Here is a 25518-nt window from a genome sequence, read left to right on the forward strand (position 1 = left end):
GTGAGGACGAGGGAGGGCACGGGCGGGTCAGGGCCTGCACCAGGAGGTGTGGGCCCTTTTTTGTATATTGGTGGTGTATGATCATGGAGGAATTCCCGGACATTACCTGGCTGAAAGGCCAGATCGACAGGCGGTTTGAAAACCGGCTGGGGTGGGGGAACTGCGTGTTGGACACGGAAGGTTTTCCGAGCGTAATTATCCACACGAAGACCAGAGAATGCTACCGGCCGGACGTAAAAGGGCCCTTTTCTTTTTTCCTCAACATACGGGGCAGCAGTATTTGCAGTGTGGACCGGCGGGCGAGCCGTATCGATACGGATAGTTATTTTGTGAGCAACAATGCGCAGCAGTATACTTTACAAGTGGAAAAGGGCTCCGATACGGAAACCTTTAATATCCATTTTGGGGAATTTTTTGCGGCGTCGGTATTGAATGCGCTGGTGACGCCGGCGGACCGGATTTTGGAGAACGGGAGGGATGCGGAATTGTCTCCTGTTTTGTTTTTCAATCAACTTCACAGGAGAGACGTTGTCTTTAACGAGTTGGTTAATAGGCTGATGCGTGGTGGGATTGATAGACTCTTTTTTGAGGAACAGTTGTCGGCTCTTTTGGAATACCACTTACAGCAGCACCGGCATATTGCTTCGCGCGTAAATAAGCTGCCACCGGTCAAGGTGGCTATCCGCGTGGAATTGTACAAACGGCTTTCGCGGGCTATGGACGCCATACATGCGGGTTTCGATAAGGTCTTGAGTCTTGATGTGTTGGCCGTGGAAGCCAGTCTTTCCAAATATCATTTCCTGCGCCTGTTCCGGCAGGCGTATGGCGTGTCCCCGCATCAGTATATGCAGCAGTTGCGGATGGAAAAGGCGAAAGTCCTGCTATCTCGTACGCAGATCCCGGTCGCTGACTTGGCCGGTTTGCTGGGATATAAGGATGGGCCGTCGTTTAGCCGGTTATTTTTCCAACGAATGGGTATTTATCCTACGCAGTACAGGGCGTCTTCAAAATAGCAATTTTGGCTATCGTGCCGGGCGTGCCGGGGTCGATCTTTACGCAAAAAAAATGAATTACCGGTTTCTTACGGCGGTATTGGTGGTTGCCTGGATCGCGATCATCAGCGGGCTGGCGGTGAATGGTTTTTTTGCCGATTTCACAAAGCTGCCCCCCCGTCTCCCGTTTGCCCTGCTGATCCCATTGCCCGTGGTTTTGGCGGTGGCTTATTCAAAAAGGGGGACGCAGTGGCTGCGGAGCCTGCCGCCGCAATGGTTGATCTACATACAGACGATGCGCATCCTGGTGGAAATCGGGCTTTGGCTGGCGGTAAGCTTTGCCCTGCTCCCGGTTCAAATGAGCTTTGAAGGGAGGAATTTCGACGTGTTGACGGGACTCATGGCGATACCGGTGGGGTACTTTGTTTTTGTAAAACGCACCTGGCCGCGGGGAATAGCCCTGGTGTTCAATATCGGTGGGCTGTTGTTGCTGACGAATGCCTTGGCGTTAGGGGTGTTGTCGATGCCCTTGCCCATAAGGATGTTTCACAATGCACCGGACAGCGGGTTGCTGGCCAGGTTCCCGTATATTTTCCTGCCGGGCGTTTTGGTGCCGCTGGCGTATACCGGTCATATATTTTCTTTGCGTCAGTGGGGGTTGAAGGTGTAGATTTGACCATGGGTAGATATACAGCCTTTTTATGGCTTTGTTGTATAACGATAGGAGTGCACGCGCAAAAGCGGCCTTTTGACTATGTAAATCCGCTGCTGGGCACCGCTACCTTGTGGGACAGCGCGGATATTGGCTACAAACCGACCCACCGGACCTGGGGGGCGGAAGTTTTCCCGGGGGCGTCCGTTCCCAACGCGATGGTGCAACTGACACCGGTGACCCAATTCCACAGCGGGTCGGGCTATCAGTACGAGGATACGGTGATCTATGGTTTTGCCCACACGAGCAAGGGGCATTGGAACCTTTGTTATGTTCCCCTGCTGCCGGTGACCGGGGCAGTGGAGGCGGATGACTTTGCCTCGGGCTATAGCCATGCACGGGAGTCGGCCCATCCCGGGTTTTACCAGGTTTTTCTCCAACGGTACGGGGTCAACGCCGAGCTGACATCGACGCTTCGCTGCGCCTACCACCGGTATACTTTTCTGCAAGGGCGGTCTGAAGAGGTGATCGCAGATTTGTCCCGGTCGAACGAACGGGTGAAACGGTGGTCCATCGGGCAGGAGGGGGACAGTGCTTTTACGGGCTTTCAGGAGGCGGGGGAAAAGATCTATTTCTACGCGGAGGCCAGCCACCCTATCCAAAGGATAGACTCCCTGGAGGGTAAGAACGGACCGGTGCCCGTAGTGCATTTCGCCGGCCGGACGGGGCCGCTGGAGCTGCGCATCGGTTTTTCTTTTGTCAGCATCGACAACGCCCGGGAGAACCTGCACGCGGAAATAGGACAGAAATCCTTTGCGGTGGTCCGTCACCAGGCGGAGGAGACCTGGAACCGGTTGTTGTCAAAGATCACCGTGACCGGTGGCAGCGAGCGGCAAAAGACGCTCTTCTATTCTTGTCTTTACCGGTCCTTTTTGTGGCCCGCTTTGAGGAGCGACGTCAACGGTGATTTTACCGACAAAAGCGGGAAGGTTGTCAACAAGGGGTTCAACTACTATACCGAGCCGTCCCTTTGGGATGACTACCGGAACAAGGACGTACTGTTGGGGCTTTTGACCCCCGATGTATGCCGGGACGTCATCCGGTCGTTGATCGATAAGGGGGAAAAGACGGGTTTTATGCCGACCTTTTTCCACGGTGACCATGCCGCGCCTTTTATCGCGGGGAGCTACCTGAGGGGTATCCGGGACTACGACATACAAAGCGCCTATCATCTTTTGTTGCGGAATGCAACGGTGGAAGGCGGGACCCGGCCCTACATCCAGGAGTATATGGACAAGGGATATGTGTCCACGCCGGTCGTCGACCACCCGGTCATCGAGACGGTGGCAAAGGCCGGTACCACCAAGACCCTGGAGTATGCTTATGACGACTATGCGGTTGCCCTGCTGGCGAGGGCGCTGGGGGATACCGCGAACGACCGGATGCTGATGAAACGGACGTCGAATTACAAAAATGTGTTCGACCCGGGCATGAAGTTGATGCGGGGTCGCCTCGCTAACGGAGATTGGGTTACGCCGTTCGATCCAAAGTATCCTTACTACGAGTATATGTACCGGGAAGCCAACGGCTGGCAGTCTTCCTTTTTTGCACCCCAGGATCCAAAGGGGCTTGTCGCCCTCTACGGCGGTCCCAGGGCATGCGAACAAAAACTGGATTCGTTTTTTTCCATACCCTGGGACGGCGTAGAAGCGTATAATATTTCCGGCTTTATCGGGCAATACTGCCAGGGCAACCAACCCGACCACAGCACGCCCTTCATGTATTATTTCACGGGACGGCAGGAAAAAGCCCAGGTGATTCTGGACAGCATCCTTCATCATTTTTATGGGATGGGTAAGTACGGGCTGGCCTACGCGGGTATGGACGATGCGGGGGAAATGTCCTCCTGGTATGTGTTCAATGCCATGGGTTTTTATCCCTTCTCGCCGGCCGATCCCGACTACATCGTATCGGTGCCCCTGTTTGACAAGGTAGTCATCCGGACGGGTCCGTCATTTACGATCGTCAAAAGTGGCGCCGGCCGGAAGATCACGCGGGTCACCTACAATGGACAGCCCATCGCGGGATACTTTATCGGAGACACCTTGCTAAAAAACGGCGGGGTGTTGGAGGTCAGAACCGGAAAGTAATGCTCCCGTTGATGGCGCGCGGTTGTTGCGGATTGACCGTGTACCAGCCGATCCAGTATCTTTCATTGGCCAGGTTGTGCACGTTCGCCGACAAACGAAAGCGACCGGTATCATAAAAGACCGAAGCATTCATCACGGTGTAGGCAGGGAGGAAGAACTGTCCCTCGCTGACGCTGTTTTCGACCAGGCTCTTCCCGGCATAGTTGCCCCCGAAACCCACACCAAGGCCTTTGACGGCGCCCCTCAAAAAACGGTAGCTGAGCCAGAGGTTGGCCATATCCTGTGGGCCGGCGCTGTTGGGTCTCAGACCGTTTACATCCGCATCGGCATTGGTGTACTTTGCATCGTTGTGCGCATAACCGGCGGTGATGTTGAGACCGTAAAGGGGATTGGCGTTTACTTCCACTTCGACGCCTTTGCTGACTTCCGTGCCGTTTTGTACCTGGAAGTTGGGATGGTCGACATCGGTGCGCAGGATATGGCTCACCTGTATGTCGTAATAGCTCACGGTGCCGTTTAACCGCCCGTCAAACAGGTTCATCTTTATACCGCCTTCCCATTGGTTTGCCTGCTCCGGTTTGAAGCTATGCCCTTGGTAGTCCACTCCGGTTTCGTTGGTAAAACCATTTTGATAGTTGCTGAAGACCGAAAGCCGGTCCTTTAGCAACTGGTAGACCACGCCAAACTTCGGCGACAGCGCGGTCTGCTGGTAGCCTCCGCTGGTGGTGCCATCTTCGGGATTGTAGTTGCCTTTGAAGTCGTAGTGATCCACGCGTAACGCCGCGTTGAGGATCAATCGGTCGGTGATGTTGATCACGTCCGAGGCATAGGCGCCGGAGATATAGGTCTTGTTCGAGAGCACGTATGGATAGGGATCCGCCGGACTGTTGGCATAAGCGGAGTCGACCTTAGCCTTGTTAAAGTTGTCGTAGTTAGGGATGGCTCCGGTGGTGGGGATGATGTCAAAAAGGTCTGCGGCGGCTTGTCCGTTCACTGTGCCCATGAATTCATGATAGCGGACGTTGACATTGTAGTTGTAAAAATCGGCGCCCACCAATAAGCGGTGTTTCAAAAACCCGGTCGAAAATCTCCCCACGACATTTTCCTGGATGTCCAGCGTCTGGTCGGTCCCGTCGATCGTCCACACGTTCCGGGAAATCTGCGTGTTCCCCGGGAGCAGGTAGAAATAAGGCATCGGACCATAGGAACTTGTATTTACGGAGGTGACGGTAGTTTGGGAGGTCCAGTTACGCGCCAGCTTATAGTTCATCTGACCCGTAACGTTCAGGTTAGAGGACGTCATCGACAGGTCATTGCTGATATAGGAACGGTGGTAGTCCAAGTTCAGCTTATCGGCGCTGTTCACCCCGAGCTGGGCGACCGTCGTATTGAAGAAAAAGGTCTGGGGCGTCGTTCCCTGAGACTGGTACAGCTCGGCATCAAGGGCAAACGACAAACGGTCGCTGGCCTTGTAGGACAGGCTGGGCGCCACAAAGACATCCTTGTGAAAACCCGCGTCCTGCCAGGATTTCTGGGTGTTCAGCGCGGCATTGACCCGGAACAGCAGTTTGCCCGCCGTGTCGAGGGGCGTATTGACGTCGGCCGTCAGCCGGTTGTATCCGAAGCTCCCGCCCGTATAGGAAACCTCACCCCCCGCGTGGTCAAAGGGTTTTTTTGTCACCCGGTTGATCAGCCCGCCAAAAGAAGTGACCGCGCTGCCAAACAAGGTCGCCGAAGGCCCTTTCAGGACCTCCACGCTTTCGATATTGGCGTTGTCGATGGTCGTACTGACGTTGGCCGGGAGGCCGTTCCTCAGGTACGTATTGAGCTGGAACCCCCGCAGGACAAAAGAGCTGCCGTTCCCAAACCCCGACCGGTCGGTCGCTCCCCAAAGCTGGCTGGCCCCCGGTACGTTCTTCAGCGCGTCGTCCAGCGTGTAGACCGACTGGTCCGCCATAAGCCCCTTGGTCACGGTGGTGTATACCTGCGGGTTTTCCAGGTCGTTCAAGGGCATTTTTGACGCGTCGTCGCTTCTAAGCGTGGCGTACCGTCCGGCCTTGCGGCTGGCGATCAGGATCTCTTTTAATTTTATCGTATCGCGCTGCTGGGCATAGCCCTTTCCGATCAGGCAAAAAAGGATGAATGTCGCGCCAAGGCGCGTCAGGTAGTGAAGCATGGTGCTGGTTTTTTTTCGACAGCAAATGTCACGGTCTGTGGTTTCCCGGTCGCGACGGATTAGGAAATTGGTTTGCTAGATTGGGAAAAATACCCGGCGCAGGCAGTCCGAAAATATGTCGAGAAAAGCTTATATTTGACCTAAGTATAGAAATGAAATTCGATAGAAGAGTAGACATTCTTTTGAACGTCATCTTGCCGCTGTCCCTCGGTCTTTTTATCTATTGGTCCGCCCAACGGATCTCTATCCCTGCTGTCCTTAAGAATTATTTGCCCGATGGTTGCTGGGCGTATGCCTTTATATCGTCTATCCTGATTATCTGGGACAGGAAGGTAAACATACGCTGGATCACACCTGTATTTCTTTTGTCCGCTTGTTTCGAACTGTTGCAATACCGCCACCTGATACCCGGGACCGGGGATGTAAAAGACGTGGCCGTTTATTTCTTGTTTTTTTCCATCGCTTTAATATTGAATCAGATATTTAGAACCTTATCTCACTGAAAATGCACAACACAAAAAAACACGTCTTTTCTTTTTGCTGCCTCGCGGCTTTTGCCTTTTTCGCCCTGGCATCTACCGTTAACAAGCTCCACATGGGCGCTTTTAATTACAGCAACAGCGTGGAAGACACCTCCGAAACGAGAAGTTACCTGTTGTTAAACGACGGTACAAAAGTGTACGGGGATAGAATCGTCTGGAAGGCCGGTTTGCTGCAAAAAAAGCAGATTAAAATCGACGACCAGGCCTTCCATAGCTCGGAAGTAACCGGATACCGCAGTGGTGCCACTTTTTATGGACGGGTGGGGAATGAATTCGTTCAAAGGATCGTGCGTGGCAAAATAAACGTGTATGTCCAGTTTACAGAAGTGACGAATACCACCACCGACCACAACGGTTTTACCCATTCCTATAGCTATACCAGAACAGACTACTATGCACAAAAAGGAGACTTCGCGCCCTTGGTGGGTTTTGCCAACAAAACCGATATCATGAGGCTTGTTGCCGGTTGCCCTGTAGCGGTGGCCATGGCAGATAAGAGCTATCACCAGCTGAGCAAGTCGGTACGGCATAATCGCAATTATATGAATGAAATTTTCGAGACGTATAATAATGATTGTAAGCCGGTGAATCCATGAATTTTCGGCGGCGGCACTTAATCCATCATTTTTTAGTTTGAAAAATTTAATATGGGAATGCAGTTTGCTTTGACTAATATCAAACCATAAAAGTCCATTTTATGCAAAAGATCAGCCCTTTCTTATGGTTCGACAACAACGCCGAAGAAGCCATGAACTTCTATCTTTCGGTTTTTAAGAACTCGAAAGTGATCAGGGTTGCGTACAACTCGCCCGGGGCACCCGGGCCTGAAGGCGTCTTGCTGGTGGCAACCATCGAGCTGGAAGGACAGCAAATCACTTTGATGAACGGCGGACCCGGTCATCCCTTGACGGATGCGCTCTCTCTTATGGTCAACTGTGTCTCGCAAGGAGAAGTGGATTACTATTGGGATGGGCTCCTCGCGGGTGGCGGCAAAGAGATTGCCTGCGGTTGGTTGAAAGACAGGTTTGGACTTTATTGGCAGGTGACGCCGGTCATGTTACCCGAGCTTCTTGGTGGGCCGGATAAGGCAAAGGCGGGGCGGGTGATGCAGGCGATGATGAAGATGGTTAAGTTGGATATTGGAGCGTTGAAGGCGGCGGCGGATGCTAAGTAGCGTGCGGCGGGGCCTTGTCAGTGTACAATGATTTTCCGGATACTGGAAGTGGCGCCGCTCCCGTCACTCACATAGATCACCCCATTTTTATCCATGGCGATCCCTGAGGGGCCCTCGAACAAGGCTCCGGAACCAGTTCCGTTTTGCGTTCCCTGCACCCCGATTTTACCGGCAATGGTGGTCACCAAACCGTTTGGGGCGATCATTCGGACGACATGATCGCCCGGATCGGTGACATATATATTGCCGCTTTTCGGGTCCCTCACCAGGTCATTTACACTGGTGAATCCTGCAAATGTGCCGACGCCATCCTGGAATCCTCCATTTCCGCCGCCACCGGCAAAAGTGCTTACCGAACCATTGCTCAACAACCGGATCATGTTGTTGTCGCATATATACACATTGCCTGAACCGTCCAGTTGCAAAGCTGTGGGATAGGAAAAACCTGCGGAAGCCGCGGGACCGTTGACTATTCCCTGCAGCCCGGTACCGGCCAGGATACTTACGCTGCCGCTGGGGCTTACCATCTTGATTCGCTCCGCATCGGACAAAAGGAGATCTCCGGATCCATCAAAGGCAATGCCTACCGGCGATGACAGCGCGATACCTGCCGGGCCGCCCATCGGCAGTAGTGACGTTACACTGTCCGCCGTTATCTTGAAGACGATACCGTAAAATCTATCCGTGGCATAGAGGTTCCCATCCGGTCCGAATGCCAGATTCCATGCGCCATAGATGCCAGCCGACAGGATTGGACTTCCACCGCCAAAACTAAACATCCCGTTCCCTGCATAGGTGGTGACCGTACCGGAATTTGGGTCGACCTTGTCGATCACACCGGCTGGCGGGTCAGACACATAAAGATTTCCATTCTTGTCAAAAGTCATGCCTGCCGGCGTTTGGAAGGCACCGGTTGCGGTAAGGTTGGTTACTTCGCCCACCGGTGTAACGGTAAAATCCGAGAGCGAGGTGTAAGGCTGGTTTTTAAAATTGACCGTTACTTTGCCGCTGGTTGCACCGGTCGGGACGGCCACGGTCATAAATGACATAAACAGATTGGAGGGCGTTGCCGTAGCGCCATTGAATGAAACAGAATAATCCGACAGGGTAGTACTGCCCCCGGTTATGATCGTAATCGGATAACCAGGTGCCTCCGCTTGCGGGGTGAATTTGGGGGCGATTTGGAATTCCTGGGCCGTCTGCCATTGCCTGCCGTTCACCTGTATGGTAATCCGGTCTCGCGCAGTGTAGTAAGGCACGACAACAGTTAATTGGGTAGAAGTGGCGGTCAACACCTGCGCGTTAGTCGTATCATTGAACTGGACGACGTCGGCGGTAGCATTGGTGGAGAAGCTTGAGCCCGTGATGGTGATAATCCCGCCGATCGTATCGATAGCGGGAGAGACCGAAAGGGTGGCGGGTATACCATTACTCTTTTGACAGGCACTTATGAAAGTGATCAGGATGATTGCAGGGATTTTGATGGGGCGGAACATAGGCTTAGGGGTAATGCAAGCTGAAAATAAGTGGTATGGGGGACAAATTATAGTGATTAGAGGAAATTAACAGGCTGGATAAATTTAAAAAATCAGGTCAAAAAACTTGATAAACCGATCGGTTGCGCATATATTTGCAACCAATCGGCTTCTTATTATATAAAAACCAACCGCTGTATGAAAAAACTTCTCCTTGCCGGATTTTATCTCATCGCCGGTTTGCAGGCGATGGCTCAGACGTCCTTTTCAGACGTGGTAAAGAAATACATCGATTACGATACCACCCTTATCGCCTTTACCCATTGCAGGCTCGCCGATGTCAAACACCTGAAGGTGCTGGAAGACCAAACGGTGATCGTCCGAAACGGTGTGATCACTGCAGTAGATGACAGCAAAAAATTGTCCGCCCCTCCGGGCAGCACCGTCATCGACCTTACCGGGAAATCCCTGTTGCCGGGGTTTGTGCTCTTACATGAACACATGTACTATGCGAACTACTCGGCTGACTTCAGCTATCTACACGTCAAACAACTGCCGTATACTTTCCCCAAACTATACCTCGCCTGTGGTGCAACGATGATTCGTACCGCCGGCAGCGTCGAGCCCTATTCCGACCTGAACCTCAAACGGGACATCGACCAGGGCAAGATCCTCGGACCGGAAATGGACGTGACCGCCCCCTACCTGGAAGGGAAAGGCAGCATCTTTCCAGGGATGCACGAATTGAGCGGCCCCGCAGAGGCGAAAGCCTTTGTCGACTTCTGGGCCAGCCAGGGCTGCACTTCCTTCAAGGGATATATGTTCGTGAATAGGGCTACGCTGAAGGCCGCCATAGATGAGGCGCACGCCAAAGGACTAAAAGTGACGGGCCATTTATGTGCGGTCACCTACCGCGAGGCGGCCGAAATGGGCATTGACCAGTTGGAGCATGGCTTTTCTGTGTCCACGGATTTTGTCCCCAACAAAAAGGAGGATGCCTGTCCATTGTTTGCGGCACCCATCGCCTCCGCGGATTCTCCACAAGTAAAAGCGCTTATCCAATTCCTGGTCGATAAAAAAGTGACCGTGACGTCCACCCTGGCCGTCATCTACAACATGACTACCCTGGATACAACGATCCGTCCCGAAGTACTGGAGGCGATGGCGCCCGATACCCGGAGCATGTTCCTGAATGTCTACAACAAAATGCGAAGCCCTTTGGGCAATAAAGCCATGCTGGAGGAAATGAAGATGGAAAAAATGTTTTCGGATGCCGGCGGCCTGTTGACCGTGGGTACCGATCCCACGGGCAGCGGCGCCACCCTGGCGGGATATGGCTCACAGCAGTCGATTGAATTGTTGACGAAGGCGGGCTTCAGCCCGATAGAAGCGATACGCATCGCGACGTACAATGGCGCAAAAGCGCTGGGGCTTTCAGATAAGATGGGTTCCATAGAAGTTGGTAAGGCGGCGGATCTTGTGGTTGTTGATGGGGATATTTTTCAGGATATTCAGAATATCAGAAAGATTGTATGGGTGTTTAAGCACGGGGTGGGATTCAATTCGCAAAAAATATTCGCCTCCGTGAAAGGAGAAGTCGGTATATACTAGTGCCGGGCGCGGGTCGCGCAACTTTTTTTTTTGAACAAAGTTCGAACCGGTTCGGGGTAAAAGTGTATTAAGATTAAATACGTTATTCCCTACGGACTGAACATATACATGCGTTTGGGGCATGCGCCGGTCGAAACTCCCGGAAATATTATTTGTAGGTTATTTTTATTCTTTCGTTCTTTATGTTCGAACATACCTACATTTCAATTGATCGATCACAAAAGCAAACTGCCACTTCACGCCCAGGTCGAGGAATTTCTTCGAAAACTGATTGCGGCTGAGAAAGGAAAGATGAGCGGCCTTTTGCCCAAAGAGGTCGAATTGGCGAACCGGCTCGGGGTGTCGCGGAACACGATTCGCCAGGCAACGAACAAGCTGGAGAATGAAGGGTTGATCATCAGAAAAAAAGGTGTAGGCACACGCATCGCGGAAAGAAGGGGCTTACAAACCGGCTTGGATCACTGGTACAGCTTTACCCGGGAAATGCAGGAGAAAGGTATCGTTGTCACCAACCTTCGGTTGAAGGTGGAATGGACGCTGGTCAACGACATTATCCGGAATTTCTTTCTTATTGATGAAAACAAAAAGGTCCTGAAGCTATCGAAATTGAAGGGCGAAGCATCCGGAGAACCGATCGTTTATTTCGAGAGTTGGTTTCACCCGCGCATCGGGGCCGGCGACCAGGACGATTTCAACCGGCCCTTGTATTCCATGTTGGAGGAGAAATACGGAATTGTCGTGGCACGAAGCCAGGAGCAAATCAAGGCGAGCTCCGCCGGGCTTATGGCCAAGCGGCTTGGCGTAGAGCCAGGCTTCCCGGTGTTAATCAGGGAGCGGTTTGTATACGATGTGGGTGACCGGCCGGTGGAATACAATGTCGGGTACTATCGGAGCGATAAGTTTGTGTACAACATCGACATTAAAAAAGGCAGTTTTTAGAGGGCATTTTTTTGATTTTTAATATGTTCAGACGTATGAACATGACTATCCATATTTAATCACCAACAATTGTTTGCCATTATGAAAAACGTTAGGCTGCGACCAAACCCGGAAAGCAAGAAGATCTGGCGCCTGCTTCTTCTGCTTATATCGCTGTACAATGGGGCACTTCATGCTCAGTCCCGGCCATTGACCGGGCGGGTGATCGACGACGGCGGTAAGCCGCTGTCCGGCGTTTCCGTTGTTATCAGGGGAGAAAAAATTGGTACGACCACGGATGACAACGGTAACTATCATTTGCAGGTCCAGGGAAATCCGAAACTGATATTCTCCTTTGTTGGCTACGGCTCCAAGGAGGTCAGTGCCGGCGAAGCCGGAACGGTGGTGTTGGCGGTGGCGCACAGCGCCGTGGACTCACTGGTCGTTGTCGGATACGGTACCGCGCGGAAGGTCGACGTCACCGGTTCGGTGGCTTCGGTCAAATCCGGCGAAATCCTGGACAAACCGATCACCAACGTGCTGGAAGGCCTCCAGGGGCGCGTCGCGGGTGTCGATATTGCGTTGAACTCGGGTGCGCCGGGTGGTCTTGCCTCCGTCATCATCCGCGGTATCGGCTCGATCAATTCGAGTACCGATCCGCTGTATGTCGTGGACGGGGTAGCCATGGAAAATATTCAGTTCCTCAACCCTTACGACATACAGGATGTAGAGGTATTGAAGGACGCTTCGGCGACCTCCATTTATGGCGCCAGGGGCTCCAATGGCGTCATCCTCGTGACAACAAAACGTGGAGCAAGCCAACGCGGGACGGTGGTTTCTTACGATATGTCCGTTAGTTACGGGCACTTGGAGCACGAAATGAAGGTATTGAATTCAACCCAATGGCTGAAGGTGCTTGCAGGCGGCATGGCCAATAACAGTATATGGGGCGCACCCCCCCGGTCCCTTGACCTAAGCGATACCCGGCTTTTTAATTCGGACGGTACCCCTAAGTACAGCACCGATTGGCAAAAGGCCACCACGCGGAACGCCATCTCGAACAATCACCAGGTGTCTATCCAAACCAGGGGGGAAAATTCATCGACCGGTATATTCATGAACTACTCCTACAACCAGGGGATCATGTTGAATTCCGACCTCCGCCGTTACAATCTTCGCTTTACCCACGACGCCAAACTGGCCAGTTGGGTGGACTTCGGGATGAACGTCCTGGTCAATTATTCCAAAGAGAACGAAGTCGATCCGACCACAGGGGCCAACACGCCGACCCGGACCATGATCGAAATGCCCCCTATATTTCCAGTGAAATTCCCGGACGGGTCATGGGCCAACAACCAGGTTTCGTCCACCTTTTCCTTCCTTGACGCGGCGGAAAACCCGGCGAAGGTGCTGCTGCAGCAGACCCGCCTCAACACGCGCACCCAAATCTTTGGAAACGCTTTCCTGAATTTCCATCTTACCAAAGACCTGGACTTTAAAACCCAGTTTGGCACGGACCTTCAAAACAACCAGGCGGACTACTACAGCCCCTCCGACCTGTTGAATATTTCGGCGAACCAGAAAGGGGTCGCGTCCATCAACAGCGAGCAATATGCCTACTGGCAACAGGAAAACTACCTGACCTACAAGAAGCGCTTTGGTGAACATCATATCAACGTGTTGCTCGGTGCCAGCTGGCAGGAGCGGATCGACGAACAATTGAATGGCAGCACACAGTACTTCTCCGATGACTTCTACCGCCAATACAACCTGGCCGCCGGCGCTCAGCCGAACCCTCCCGCCAGCAGCTATGACCGGTGGTCGATCAATTCGTACTTCGCCAGGGTCGGCTATAATTTCGCCGACAAATATTTGTTGACGCTGACAGAACGCGAGGATGGCTCGTCCCGCTTTGGCGCGAACAATAAATACGGTTCCTTCCCTTCCATAGGCGCCGGCTGGGTAGCCAGCAAGGAAAATTTCCTGTCGGGCGTTTCGGCGATCAACTTGTTGAAAATCCGCGGCTCCTACGGCGTCACGGGGAACACGGAAATCGGAAGTTATCAGTCGCTGGCGACCATCAGCAGCGGGACAACCCTTTTGGATGGAAACCGCGTCGCTTCGTCCAGTATCAACGGCTTGCCCAATCCGGACCTGAAATGGGAAAAGACGGCACAAACGGATGTCGGTCTTGAATTGCAGCTTTTTCACAGCCGTTTGTCCTTTGAAGGCGACTATTATTACAAAAAGACGACCAACCTGTTGTTGAACAAACCCGTTCCGAACAGCACCGGTTTCTCCGGCGTATTGTCGAATATCGGCAGCATGCAAAATGCGGGCGTTGACCTGATGGTGTCTGCCCGGATCGTCGACGGACGGGACTTCTCCTGGACCACGGCTTTCACGGCCAACTACAACAAGAACAAGGTGCTGAAACTGGGTAGCAATAACGAAGATATATTTCCCGGTCCGTATTGGGGCCCGGTCAGTGACGGTTTTACCATCCTTCGCGTTGGGCAGGCAGCCGGATCTTTCTACGGTTATCAGCGCATGGGCACCTACAGCACGGCTGATGTAGCGGCCGGACTGGCCCAGGACCCCAATTTCCCTTATAAAGCCGGTGAGGAAAAAGAATCCGCACAGAAGTCTATTCTTGGTCACGGATCGCCTGACTGGAACGGAAGTTTCGTGAATACGTTCCGGTATAAGAATTTTGACCTGATGGTCGATCTTCAGTTCTCCGAGGGCGCCAAGATTGCTCAAGCCTTCCTGTTCTCGTCGGAAGACCGGACCGGGTATAGCAATTCACTGGTCACCGTATTGAATGCCTGGACCCCTCAAAATCAGAATACGCCCATACAGCAATTGCGTTTTGCGCCGGACGCCGGTCAAAGCGCGGCGTTTGATAGCCACTGGGTGGCGGATGGCTCTTTCATTCGCGGTCGCAACATCGTGTTTGGGTACAACCTCACACAGAACGAATTAAGCCCGCTCCATGTTCGCCGGCTTCGTTTTTACGTCAGCGCGCAAAACCTTTTCCTGATCATGTCGAAGCAATACAAGGGCTATGATCCGCAAAGTGTTTCCTGGAATACCCCCGGCGCGCCACCCTTCGGCCAGAACATCGAATTTTATCAATATCCGAAAGCCAGGACGTTTACGTTCGGTCTGAACATGGGCCTTTAATTACCAATTTAACATCACTCAAATGAAAAAAATATCATTTTTTGCGTTGGGGATGGCTGCCCTGGTGTTCGCCTCCTGCAAGAAGTTTTTAGCGGAAAACCCAAAGAGTTCACAGCCGGTCGGTGACTACTATCAAACCATCGACCAGGTGCAGAGCGCTGTCAATTATCTATATAACCCAGCGACGGGGCCAAACAGTTTTTTTAGTATTGGGGGTCTTTACGACGGCAGCAACAGCTTTACGTTGGATAACCTGAGCGGTATGTCTAACAACGTCGTGGCCCAAAACCCGAGCGTTCGTTATTTCGCCTCGCTGACGCAAACAGCGGATAACGAGGACAACTACGTAGACGGCATCTGGTCTTCGTTCTATAGCAACATCGCGAGTGCCAATACGATTATTACGGCCGTCAGTGCAAGCACGTCGATCGACCAGACGAGCGCCGCGCCTTTGGTCGCGACGGCCAAATTTTTCCGGGCGATGGACTATTACTACCTGGTTCGTCTGTTTGGCGCTGTTCCGTTGATCCTAAAGCCCTATACAAGCCTGGATGGGATCTATGCACCGCGCACCTCCGTAGATTCGGTGTATCAGGCCATCGTTAAGGATTTAAACGACGCCTACACGAACGGGGGCTTGACAGACAAGCCCATGGGTCAAAATGGGAATCAAATATCGAAGGGTACCGTCGGAACGGTACTGGCCGAGGTGTACCTGACGATGGCAGGTAAACCGCTGGGCCAGGGTTCAACGGCCTACACCTCCGCTTTGCAGACGGCACAGTCGATCATCAACAGCAGCGGCGGTTATGCGCTCTTCGACAACTCCGGCGGAACGACGGCGTTCGACAAATTGCGGCTAACCGCTTATGACCAGGGCAGCGAGTATATGTATTTCGTCGAATACAACAGCTCCATCCAGCAAAGTGCTTACCCGGAGTATTCATTACCGAATACCTTCCCGCTCAGCGTGCCCAATTCGAACCTGCACGTGGCGTATACCCTGGTTACCCAGGCCTGGACGCCGACGACGACATTGTTGAGCATGTACGACAGTACGAACGATATCCGCCGGCATGAGAAGCAATTCTACAGCACGTCGTTTAACTACACGACTACCGGTGGAACCCCGGCTTCGATCACATACTCCTTCATGCCGTACCGCTGGTTCGATAGCCTGGCGATCTTCAGCACCGCGGCATCCGGGAAGTATACGAGCGTTTACCGTTTGGCCGATGTGTACCTGATCGCGGCGGAGGCTGCCAATGAATTGAACCAGGACCCCACCCCGTTTCTAACACCCATCCTGGCAAGGGCCTATGTTACGCCACCCGCTATTCCCGCTAATCAAGCCAGCCGTCGTAACTTTATCCTGGCGGAGCGGTTCAAGGAACTGGCCATGGAAGGCCACTTCTGGTTTGATATGCTTCGCACACAGTCTTATCCGGATGTCGATGCATCGCATAATGTAACCTTTTCGGCATTGGTCGGCCACTCCAACGGTCGTGGTCAAACGTACGCTAATACCGACCTTTTATTTCCTTTACCTCTAACGGAAATGCAGCGAAATCCTAATTTAGTTCCGCAAAACCCTGGATATTAATATGAAAAAAATAACGGCTTGCGTAGTGTTTTTGATGCTGACGGGTGTTTCATTTGCTCAAATCACGGTCAAGAGCGTGAAAGGGCTTCCCTTTCTTTCCCTGCGGGGAGAACGGAGCTTTCAAAGTATCGATCTTACTATGGACAATTTGGGAGACTCCGTCGAGGTAACGATTTTCGTCGATGGGGCGCCCCCCCTTACGGTTGGTGTCGGGCGAGGGAACCACGATATTGAAGCCTACGCGCCGGAGACGGCAAAAGCGAGGGAGGCCCGGTTCCGGGTATCGGTTGGTCAACAAACCCTTTATAAGGGCCAGGTCTCCCTCCAGCCCGTCCGGAAAATGACGGTGTATATTCTTCCGCACAGTCACAATGACATCGGCTATACCGAGATTCAGACGAACGTCGAACGGAAACAGATGAACAACCTGCTGACGGGCATCGACTACGCGGAAAAGACAAAGTCCTACCCGGCGGGTGCCCGCTTCGTGTGGAACCTGGAAGGGGTTTACGCGGCCGATTTGTTTCTGAACCGGATGAATGATCAGCAAAGAAAACGGTTTGTCGAGGCGGTTCATGATGGCGGCGTTGCCCTAAACGGGATGTATGTAAACACGCTCACGGGCATTTGCGGACCGGAGGAATTGCTCCAGTTGTTCCACCGCGGGACCGAGGTCGCGTCCCTGTGCGGGACCCCGGTCGATGCCGCCATGATCAGCGACGTACCTGGATATACCTGGGGGACCGTCACGGCCATGGCCCAGGCCGGGATCAAGTATTTCAGCGTCGCACCCAACTATTTTGACCGGATCGGGGACATCCTGGTGCAATGTGAGGATAAACCGTTCTATTGGATCGGCCCGAACGGCAAGGACAAAGTCCTGGTCTGGATCCCCTATCGCGGCTATGCCCTCTCCCATGGTATGCCCGAAGGCCTGACCAGGAAATTCGTCAGCCAGTATATCGCTGAGCTGGACCGGAAACAGTTTAAGTATGATATATCCTATATCCGGTGGAGCGGTCATGGCGACAATGCCACCCCTGACATGACCATTTGCGATTTTGTAAAGGATTGGAATACGACGTATACCTGGCCCAGGTTTATTATTTCGTCGACCAGCACGGCCTTCAAAGCGTTTGAGGACCGGTATGCCTCGGAGATCCCGCAAGAGAAGGGAGATTGGACCGGCTACTGGGAGGATGGCACCGGGTCCTCCGCTTTCGAGACGGCGGAAAACCGTGCGACCAGCGCCCGCATGAGCCAAGGGGAGGCACTATGGGTTATGAAAAACCTTTCGGGTTTTCCTTCGGATACGGATCGCGATGCCTGGAGAAATGTTATCCTCTATTCCGAGCATACCTGGGGCGCAGATGTCAGCGTGACAAGACCATTGAGCCAAAAGACGATGGAACAGTGGATTATTAAGAAGTCTTACGCCACGAATGCCGACAGTCTTTCCCGCCAATTGCTGTCGGATGCGTTAGACCAGGGATCGGTCGCGCCCGGGAACAGTGTCGATGTGTTCAACACGCATTCCTGGTCGACGTCGGGCGTAGTATTGGTCCCTCGTGAGCTGTCTTCCGCCGGTGACCTGGTGAAGGATGCGGCGGGGCAGGTGCTGACCTCCCAGCGGCTGTCCACCGGGGAGCTTGCGTTCATGGTTTCAGAAGTGCCGCCGTTTGCTTCCAGGCGGTATACGATTTCAGCGGGTTCATCTGCGCCGGATGCCACACCGGCTTTGAAGGTGAGCGACCATTCTCTCGAAAATGACCAGATCACCGTCGGTGTCGACCCTTCCACGGGTAATATTACAAGTTTGAAGAAAATGGGGGTATCTAACGAGTTCGTTGACAATGACTCAACAGGTGGACTAAATGAATACCTGTTCCTGCAGGGCAGTAACCTCGCGGACATACAACATAGCGGTGTGGCTAAGATTACCGTCAAAGAGCAAGGGCCGTTGGTGGTAGCGCTTCAGGTGGTGTCCGATGCACCGGGGGCGGCCAATTACGTACGGGAATACCGGTTGGTTAAAGGCGCTGACTTTGTAGCGATAAAAGATGTACTGGACAAACTCCCCGCCGAACTGGACCCCCATCCCGGAGACTATCCCTGGGCAAACCTCCACGGAAAAGAAAGCCTGAATGTCGGATTTCCCTTTCACGTCGACCAGGGCCAAATGCGGTTGGAAATCCCCATGGGCATTATGCAACCGGAAAAGGACCAAATCCCGGGTTCCTGCAAGAACTGGCTGGAGGTCGGCAACTGGGCCGACGTCTCCAACCAGGATCTGGGTGTCACCTGGGTCACGCTGGACGCGCCGCTGGTGGAAGTCGGGGGTATAACGGCGACCCTCCTGGGTGGTCAAAGTAACCCGAACGTATGGCGGAAACACATCGACCCCACGCAAAAGCTTTACTCCTGGGCGCTCAACAATCACTGGGAAACGAACTACAGGGCCTACCAGGATGGGATCATTACTTTCCGGTATATTCTCCGGCCTCACGGAGCGTTCGACGCCCTGTCGGCGTCTACTTTTGCCATAGATCAATCACAGCCGCTGATCGTTGCGGCGGCCTCCGGGGACGGGGTCTCCCAGCCTCGTTTGAGGCTTTCCAATCAGCGTGTTATTGTACTGTCTTTGCGGCCGAGCCTGGATGGGAAGGCGTGGATGGTTACGTTGTATAACCCTGGGGCCCGCGATGAGTCAACCGGTCTTTTGTGGAGTGGGGCCGTGGGGGCGGTGCATATAAGTAATACAGGGGAGGGGGTGTTGGCACCCGCAGGGGATCAGATATCTGTTGCGGGGCAGGGGGTTGTTACGGTGAGGGTAGAGAAGAGTTAGAAAAGCGAGGCCCGCTGCACTGGCGCGGCTGTTACTGCTCCGATATAAAAAAAGCCCGTCGCAAAGTGCGGCGGGCTTTGCTTTTGTTGACCTGGCTGTACATTTTTCGAACCGGCCTGCTATTGAAGGCTCTCATATATTGCATGCCTTAACTTGCAGACAATTAGCCTAATCGAAAATATCGAAGATTTGATTTAACTTTACAGTATGAGCGCTAAGTTACATAAAGACAGCATTTTAGCGACACTTTCGGCGAATAGGCCGATGTTGGCATCATATGGCGTCAGCCGTATCGGACTTTTTGGCTCTTATGTAAGGAATCAAGCCACTGCTCATAGTGATATAGATTTGCTGGTTGACATCCGAAAGGAGAAAAAGACCTTTTCTAATTTCTTATCATTAAATCGTTTTCTTGAGGACCTCTTTGATAAAAAAGTGGAACTGGTAACCACCCAATCTCTTAGCCCATACATTGGTCCGCACATTCTTAAAACGGTAGAATATGTCGCTGTCACAGACTGAGTTCCTTCGACATATTTTGGATGAATGTAATTACCTTTTGAAAGAATCCAGTCAATGCACCTTCGAAGAATTCCTGGCAAATGATCGTTTGACCAGAGCTGTTTGCCGCAGCCTTGAAATAATTGGTGAAGCCAGTAACAAAATTACCCCGGACTTCAAAGAGAAGTACTCTTTTGTTCCATGGCGCGATATGAGCGACATTCGTAACAAAATAATTCATCACTATTTCGGGGTGGATTACGATATCATATGGGACACCATCAATACGAACATTCCGCAGCTCAAAGAGGGCATTGAAGTCATATTTTCAAAGGAACAAGAATAAGCCAGATTGCGTATCATATAAAGTATATAAAAATAAAACCCGCCGTGATGGCGGGTTTTGAATTTTTGTTGCCCGACCTGGATTCGAACCAAGACAAACAGAACCAAAATCTGTCGTACTACCATTATACTATCGGGCAGTCCCTTGAGGGGATGCAAAGGTAGGGATCGGATACTTTCCAACCAACTTTTTAGGGATTTTCTTATCTTCCAGGCTTAAACGATAAAGCATTGGCGGTTAGCCATAAATGATTGCATATGGAAAGACGAAAATTTTTACGGCAATCGGCCCTGACGGCAACGGGGCTGGCATTGGGAGCTGATAGGGTTGGGGTGCTGGCGGGAACAAGCGGCGCAAGCGGGCTAACGGGCGCGGCGGGCGCGAGCGGAATGGCGGGCGTCGCCGGCGCTATGAGCCTGGCAGACTTCCCGGTCGTCCGGGTTGCGCAAGCCGACCGTAAATTCTCCAGCCCGGCCATCGAGGCTGCCATCACCCAGTTGCAAAGAGAAATGGGCAACAAGGAACTCGCCTGGCTCTTTGGAAACTGCTTCCCGAATACATTGGACACAACCGTGGACTTCTCGATGGCGGGCGGCACACCGGATACCTTTGTGATCACGGGGGATATCGATGCGATGTGGCAGCGGGACAGTACGGCGCAGGTTTGGCCGTATTTGCCGTTTGTGAAGGAGGACCCGCGGCTGGGACAGTTGGTGGAGGGGGTGATCCGGAGGCAGACGAGGAATATCCTGTTGGATCCGTATGCGAATGCTTTTTATAAGGACGATACGAAGGTGAGTGAGTGGAAAAAGACGGATATCACGGACATGAAGCCGGGGATCCATGAGCGGAAGTGGGAGATCGACTCGCTTTGTTATCCGATCCGGCTGGCCTATAATTATTGGAAAAGGACCGGGAGTAAGGCGCCGTTTGACCTGGCATGGAAGGAGGGGATAACAAATACATTGAGGACGTTTAAAACCCAGCAGCGGAAGAATGGGGAAGGGCCGTATAGCTTTCAACGGAATACGGCTTGGGCTACGGATGGCGTGCCGATGGGGGGCTATGGATACCCGGTGAACCCGGTGGGGCTGATCTGTTCGATGTTCCGGCCGAGTGATGATGCGACGATTTTTCCGTTCCTGGTGCCGTCGAATTTCTTTGCGGTGGTGAGTTTGAAGCAGGCGGCGGAAATGGTGCAGACGATTCATGGGGACGCGGCGCTGGCGCAGGGGTGTCTGTCGCTGGCCCGGGAAGTGGAGGCGGCCTTGGAGCATTACGCGGTGGTGAATGACCCGGTGATGGGGCGGGTGTATGCCTACGAGGTGAATGGGTTTGGAAGCTATAATTTGATGGACGACGCGAATGTGCCGTCTTTGCTGGGGATGCCTTACCTGGAGGCGGTCCCGAAGACGGACCCGATCTATATAAATACCCGGAAGCTGGTGTTGTCGCACCGGAATCCCTTCTTTTTTAAGGGGACGGCGGGAGAAGGCGTGGGCGGACCGCACTGTGGCCTGAATATGATCTGGCCGTTGGGGATCATCGTCCGGGCGTTGACGAGTTCGGATCCGGCGGAGATGGGGCATTGTCTGAACATGCTGCAAACGACACACGCGGGGACCGGGTTTATGCACGAATCCTTCTTCAAAGACGACGCGACGAACTTCACGCGGAAGTGGTTTGCGTGGGCGAATACGATCTTCGGGGAACTTATCCTGAAAGTGTATCATACGGATAAGGCGCTGCTGGCGTAGGGTCAACGGTGGGCCGCGCTGGGCGGCTCAGCCGCGAGGGCGCAACAGCGCCCTACACCGCCATAATATACACCGTATACTTATAACTATGCAGTGCCCTGTCCACGCGGACGCCGGATACGGTCACGTCTAGCCGCAAGTCGGTCTTCAAAGACGAAAAGTCCTGTTGAAAAGTCCACCCGAGGGTGTTATCGCCGTAGCCCCTGTCGGTAAGAGAAAGGGTCACGGGATACGCAAAACCAGTGCTGTCGGAAACGGTAACGGAGGCGGAAGAGAAGTCCGCGGCCGACACCGAAAAAGACCAGACGGAGTAGACGAGGGGCGCCGGTATGTAGCCACTCCCGGGATAAGCTGTAAACGTATTGGAGGGCCGGGCCCCGAACCCGCCGATGACCCAAAGGGCGTTGGTGAAATCGGTATCCCCGGTGCCGACCTCAGCGAGGGCGGGGTAGAGGGCCCAGCGGCGGTGGCCGAGGGTGGTGACACCGGGATCGGAAATATACAGATCGATGGCGTCGGGGCCGGAAACACCGAGGGTGAGGTTGGAATTGGCAGCGGCGAGCTGGCCGTCCAACGTAAAGCATTTCCAGGTGAGGGGGGGATAGTGGTCGAGCGCGTCGTTGTCTTTCATCATGAGCGCGGCTTGCTGGGCCTTTAAAGTATAGTCACGGTTGAGGGTGACCGGTGGCAGCGAACAAAGCCGCCGGAAGTAGTTGAGGCGTTGGAGCTCACGAGCTTTAACAGAGTCGGGGGTGTCGCCTTGGTCGCAGTCGGAGCTATGGCCAGTCCAACCGACGGAAGCCACAGCGGAGCCGAGGTAATTAGTACGATAGTCGGTCATAGCGGCGCTGCGACCTGCGGAGTCGGAGGCAAAGGCGACCACGAACGAGGAAGGGGAGGCTGGGGTGGAGCCCGCTTCCTTTGTACAACCGTAGACACCGGCAATGCATAACCCTGCCATTGCCGGCCACACGGCCGGGAATAAGGTCCTCATAAGAGGGATAAGGTTTAATGGTTAATGGCTCTGCAGGTTACGGATACAACGCAGGGTTATGCGCGCGGGCCGGGTTAAGATTGCGGGCTGAGAGCGGGTGATTGCGGGTATAAGGTTTTCTATTCGGCTTTTACAAGAAAATACTTGGTCTTTCCCTTTTGCACAAGCAAGTAGCGATCGTGTAACAGTGAGCTGAGGGTCAAAGTGTTGTCGGTTCCTTCGACTTTGGCTTTATTGATGCTGACGCCACCGCCCTGCACCATTTTCCGGGCTTCACCTTTGCTTGGAAATATTCCGGTTTCAGCGAGGAAGGATACTATATCCACGCCTTCTTGAAGGCGGTTCCCCGGGTAAGACACTGTCGGCACACCCTCCAGGATTTCCAATAATTGCGTTTCGGTAAGCTCGTTTAATAATCCAATGGTATCGTTTGCAAAGAGGAGTTCAGAGGCCCTTACTGCAAATTCGTACGCTTCTTGCCCGTGAACGAAGGTGGTCACCTCCTTGCCTAAACGTTTTTGCAATTTACGTAATCCAGGTTCGTTTTGGTTTTCGGACAACAATTCATTAACATTTTCTTGGGAAAGAAAAGTAAATATCCTTATCCATTTGGTGGCGTCCTCGTCGGATGCATTGAGCCAGAATTGGTAGAATTGGTAGGGGGAGGTCTTTTTGGGGTCGAGCCAGACGTTGCCCTTTTCGGTTTTGCCGAACTTTCCACCGTCTGCCTTTGTCATGAGGGGGCAGGTGAAGGCAAAGGCCTCGCCCCCGCCCATCCGGCGGATGATCTCGGTGCCTGTGGTGATATTCCCCCACTGATCGCTGCCGCCCATCTGGATCTTGCAGTTTTTGTGGGCGTTGAGCCAGTAGTAGTCGTATCCCTGGATGAGTTGGTAAGTGAATTCGGTAAAGCTGATGCCGCTGTCGGAGTCTAAGCGCTTACGGACGCTGTCCTTGGACATCATATAGTTGACGGAGATGTGTTTGCCGATGTCGCGGATGAACTGCAAAAAGCCCATGTCTTTGAACCAGTCGTAGTTGTTTACGACCTCGGCGGCGTTGGGCAGGGAAGGGTCGAAATCCAGGAATTGTTCGAGCTGTGCCCGGATGCCGCTCAAATTGTGTAGTAGGGTGGCTTCATCGAGGAGCTTGCGTTCCTCGGATTTAAAGGAGGGGTCGCCGATCATGCCGGTGGCGCCGCCGACGAGGGCGATGGGCTTGTGCCCGGAGCGTTGGAGGTGGACCAGGAGCAGGATAGGGACGAGACTTCCGATATGCAGGGAATCGGCGGTAGGGTCGAAACCGATATAGGCACTGGTCATTTCCTTCGTTAACTGTTCTTCCGTACCGGGTGTGATGTCCTGGATCATACCCCTCCATTGTAGCTCTTGTATGAGATTTTTCGGCATGGGGGCAAAAGTAAAATATTTTGTATATTTATGACCTATATCCAATATTCTGTGAACACGATCACTAGACTGTTTCTGCTTTCCTTTGCCTCCTTTTGCCTGGCCCTGCGTGGCAGGGCACAATTTGTCACCTATTCCAACGATTTTTTAAACATTGGCGCCGGCGCGGCGGGTTTGGCCATGGGCGGGGCCCAGGTGTCTTCCGTAAAGGATGCCACGGCGGGGTATTATAACCCGGCGGGGCTGATGGGCGTGAAAGATAAACCGGACTTTGCGTTGATGCACGCGGAGTATTTCGCGGGTATCGGCAAATATGACTACGCGAGTGCGGCCTTTCCGATCAACGACGGCAAAAGGGTGTTGGGGTTGTCCTTACTGCGGTTTGCGGTGGACGACATCCCGAATACGCTGTATCTGGTGAACCCGCAGGACGGATCGATCGACTATAACAACATTCAGACTTTTTCCTCGGCGGACTACGCCTTTTTGCTGTCGCTGGCCCAAAAAATCCGGGAGACGGAAAACGGGCGCTGGAGCGTCGGTTTTAATACAAAAATCATTTACCGGGACGTGGGTTCCTTTGCGCACGCCTGGGGTTTTGGTTTTGACGGCGGGCTGCAGTATTTGGGGAAAAAAGGGTCTTTTGGGGTGGTCGTCAAGGATATGACAACGACGTTTAACGCCTGGAGCTTCTCGTTCACGGATGAGGAGAAACAGGCCTTGTACCTTACGGAAAACGACATCCCGGTGAAGTCGACGGAATTGACGGCGCCCCAACTTATTGTGGGGGGCTCGTATTTGTTTCACCTGGGCTCCAGGGTGACCCTGAGACCGGCGATTGACCTGGACGTGACGTTTGACGGAATGCGCAACACGATCATCAGCTCGAACCCGGTGAGCGTCGATCCGCACGTGGGGCTGGAGGCCGGTTACAAGGATTTTATTTTTCTGAGGGCGGGCGTGAACAATTTCCAGCGGGCGCTCGCGGATGGGGATACGCTGGACCAGAAAAGGGTATGGATTTATCAGCCCAGCATAGGGGCGGGGTTCAAGATCAAGTTCGTGACGATCGACTATGCGTTTACCAACCTTGCGAATCAATCTGATCCGTTGTATACGAATATCTTTTCATTGAAGTTCGACCTGGGCCCGTTGCCCAGGAAGTAGAAACCCTATTGATCCGTCTT

The 25518-nt window shown here is 53.1% G+C and carries 19 protein-coding genes and 1 tRNA gene; 15 read left to right on the top strand and 5 right to left on the bottom strand.

Features of this window, described 5'->3' with window-relative positions; all coding sequences use genetic code 11:
* The first annotated feature begins 77 nt into the window (after window positions 1–77).
* Genes EDB95_RS18015 through EDB95_RS18025 form a run of 3 tightly spaced genes read left to right on the top strand, consistent with a single transcriptional unit; the run spans window position 78 to window position 3794 of the window.
* Window positions 78–1013, top strand: a complete 936-nt coding sequence (locus EDB95_RS18015; protein ID WP_133995546.1) for an AraC family transcriptional regulator — start codon at window positions 78–80, stop codon at window positions 1011–1013.
* A 52-nt stretch (window positions 1014–1065) separates the two neighbouring features.
* On the top strand, window positions 1066–1662 hold the full coding sequence (locus EDB95_RS18020; RefSeq protein ID WP_133995548.1) for a hypothetical protein: 597 nt from the start codon (window positions 1066–1068) through the stop codon (window positions 1660–1662).
* Between the two features lie 8 nt (window positions 1663–1670).
* Window positions 1671–3794 (top strand): GH92 family glycosyl hydrolase, encoded by a 2124-nt coding sequence (locus EDB95_RS18025; RefSeq protein ID WP_133995550.1) that lies wholly within the window; start codon window positions 1671–1673, stop codon window positions 3792–3794.
* Here the strand turns inward: EDB95_RS18025 and EDB95_RS18030 are convergent.
* Complete coding sequence (locus EDB95_RS18030) at window positions 3778–5970, bottom strand: TonB-dependent siderophore receptor (protein ID WP_133995552.1); 2193 nt, start codon at window positions 5968–5970, stop codon at window positions 3778–3780. The genes EDB95_RS18025 and EDB95_RS18030 overlap by 17 nt on opposite strands.
* A 152-nt stretch (window positions 5971–6122) precedes the next feature.
* On the opposite strand from EDB95_RS18030, the gene EDB95_RS18035 reads away from it, so the two are divergent.
* The 3 genes from EDB95_RS18035 (at window position 6123) to EDB95_RS18045 (ending at window position 7686) form a co-directional block, all read left to right on the top strand.
* On the top strand, window positions 6123–6473 hold the full coding sequence (locus EDB95_RS18035) for a hypothetical protein (RefSeq protein ID WP_133995553.1): 351 nt from the start codon (window positions 6123–6125) through the stop codon (window positions 6471–6473).
* A gap of 2 nt (window positions 6474–6475) precedes the next feature.
* Window positions 6476–7108 (top strand): hypothetical protein, encoded by a 633-nt coding sequence (locus EDB95_RS18040; protein ID WP_133995555.1) that lies wholly within the window; start codon window positions 6476–6478, stop codon window positions 7106–7108.
* A gap of 101 nt (window positions 7109–7209) precedes the next feature.
* Window positions 7210–7686 carry a VOC family protein gene (locus EDB95_RS18045; RefSeq protein WP_133995557.1) on the top strand — a complete coding sequence of 159 codons (477 nt, stop codon included), beginning with the start codon at window positions 7210–7212 and terminating at the stop codon, window positions 7684–7686.
* Window positions 7687–7703: 17 nt separating this feature from the next.
* On the opposite strand, the gene EDB95_RS18050 is transcribed toward EDB95_RS18045, so the two are convergent.
* Complete coding sequence (locus tag EDB95_RS18050; RefSeq protein WP_133995559.1) at window positions 7704–9182, bottom strand: IPT/TIG domain-containing protein; 1479 nt, start codon at window positions 9180–9182, stop codon at window positions 7704–7706.
* A 177-nt stretch (window positions 9183–9359) separates the two neighbouring features.
* On the opposite strand from EDB95_RS18050, the gene EDB95_RS18055 reads away from it, so the two are divergent.
* From EDB95_RS18055 to EDB95_RS18085, 7 genes are all read left to right on the top strand, one after another.
* Window positions 9360–10772, top strand: coding sequence for an amidohydrolase family protein (locus EDB95_RS18055; RefSeq protein ID WP_133995561.1), 1413 nt, complete (start codon window positions 9360–9362; stop codon window positions 10770–10772).
* A 207-nt stretch (window positions 10773–10979) separates the two neighbouring features.
* Window positions 10980–11711 (top strand): GntR family transcriptional regulator, encoded by a 732-nt coding sequence (locus EDB95_RS18060; protein ID WP_246073738.1) that lies wholly within the window; start codon window positions 10980–10982, stop codon window positions 11709–11711.
* 81 nt (window positions 11712–11792) lie between these two features.
* Window positions 11793–14876 carry a SusC/RagA family TonB-linked outer membrane protein gene (locus EDB95_RS18065; protein WP_133995565.1) on the top strand — a complete coding sequence of 1028 codons (3084 nt, stop codon included), beginning with the start codon at window positions 11793–11795 and terminating at the stop codon, window positions 14874–14876.
* 22 nt (window positions 14877–14898) lie between these two features.
* The gene (locus tag EDB95_RS18070; protein WP_133995567.1) at window positions 14899–16479 is read left to right on the top strand and encodes a RagB/SusD family nutrient uptake outer membrane protein; all 1581 of its coding nucleotides are present in this window, start codon (window positions 14899–14901) and stop codon (window positions 16477–16479) included.
* Window position 16480: 1 nt separating this feature from the next.
* The gene (locus EDB95_RS18075; protein WP_133995569.1) at window positions 16481–19324 is read left to right on the top strand and encodes a glycoside hydrolase family 38 N-terminal domain-containing protein; all 2844 of its coding nucleotides are present in this window, start codon (window positions 16481–16483) and stop codon (window positions 19322–19324) included.
* 207 nt (window positions 19325–19531) lie between these two features.
* The gene (locus tag EDB95_RS18080) at window positions 19532–19846 is read left to right on the top strand and encodes a nucleotidyltransferase family protein (RefSeq protein ID WP_133995571.1); all 315 of its coding nucleotides are present in this window, start codon (window positions 19532–19534) and stop codon (window positions 19844–19846) included.
* 37 nt (window positions 19847–19883) lie between these two features.
* Window positions 19884–20171 carry a HepT-like ribonuclease domain-containing protein gene (locus tag EDB95_RS18085; RefSeq protein WP_162852667.1) on the top strand — a complete coding sequence of 96 codons (288 nt, stop codon included), beginning with the start codon at window positions 19884–19886 and terminating at the stop codon, window positions 20169–20171.
* Between the two features lie 68 nt (window positions 20172–20239).
* Here the strand turns inward: EDB95_RS18085 and EDB95_RS18090 are convergent.
* Window positions 20240–20310, bottom strand: a tRNA-Gln gene (locus EDB95_RS18090).
* Window positions 20311–20428: 118 nt separating this feature from the next.
* On the opposite strand from EDB95_RS18090, the gene EDB95_RS18095 reads away from it, so the two are divergent.
* Window positions 20429–21928: a glycoside hydrolase family 125 protein gene (locus EDB95_RS18095; protein WP_133995575.1), complete on the top strand. Its 1500-nt coding sequence runs from the start codon at window positions 20429–20431 to the stop codon at window positions 21926–21928.
* Between the two features lie 52 nt (window positions 21929–21980).
* Here EDB95_RS18095 and EDB95_RS18100 read toward each other — a convergent pair whose 3' ends face one another.
* Window positions 21981–22922, bottom strand: coding sequence for a CAP domain-containing protein (locus EDB95_RS18100; RefSeq protein ID WP_133995577.1), 942 nt, complete (start codon window positions 22920–22922; stop codon window positions 21981–21983).
* 119 nt (window positions 22923–23041) lie between these two features.
* Window positions 23042–24331: a tyrosine--tRNA ligase gene (gene tyrS, locus EDB95_RS18105; protein ID WP_133995579.1), complete on the bottom strand. Its 1290-nt coding sequence runs from the start codon at window positions 24329–24331 to the stop codon at window positions 23042–23044.
* A gap of 30 nt (window positions 24332–24361) precedes the next feature.
* On the opposite strand from tyrS, the gene EDB95_RS18110 reads away from it, so the two are divergent.
* The gene (locus EDB95_RS18110; RefSeq protein WP_133995581.1) at window positions 24362–25498 is read left to right on the top strand and encodes a putative type IX sorting system protein PorV2; all 1137 of its coding nucleotides are present in this window, start codon (window positions 24362–24364) and stop codon (window positions 25496–25498) included.
* Window positions 25499–25518: the final 20 nt, after the last annotated feature.

It is taken from the genome of Dinghuibacter silviterrae, from assembly GCF_004366355.1.
Classification (GTDB): Bacteria; Bacteroidota; Bacteroidia; order Chitinophagales; family Chitinophagaceae; genus Dinghuibacter; species Dinghuibacter silviterrae.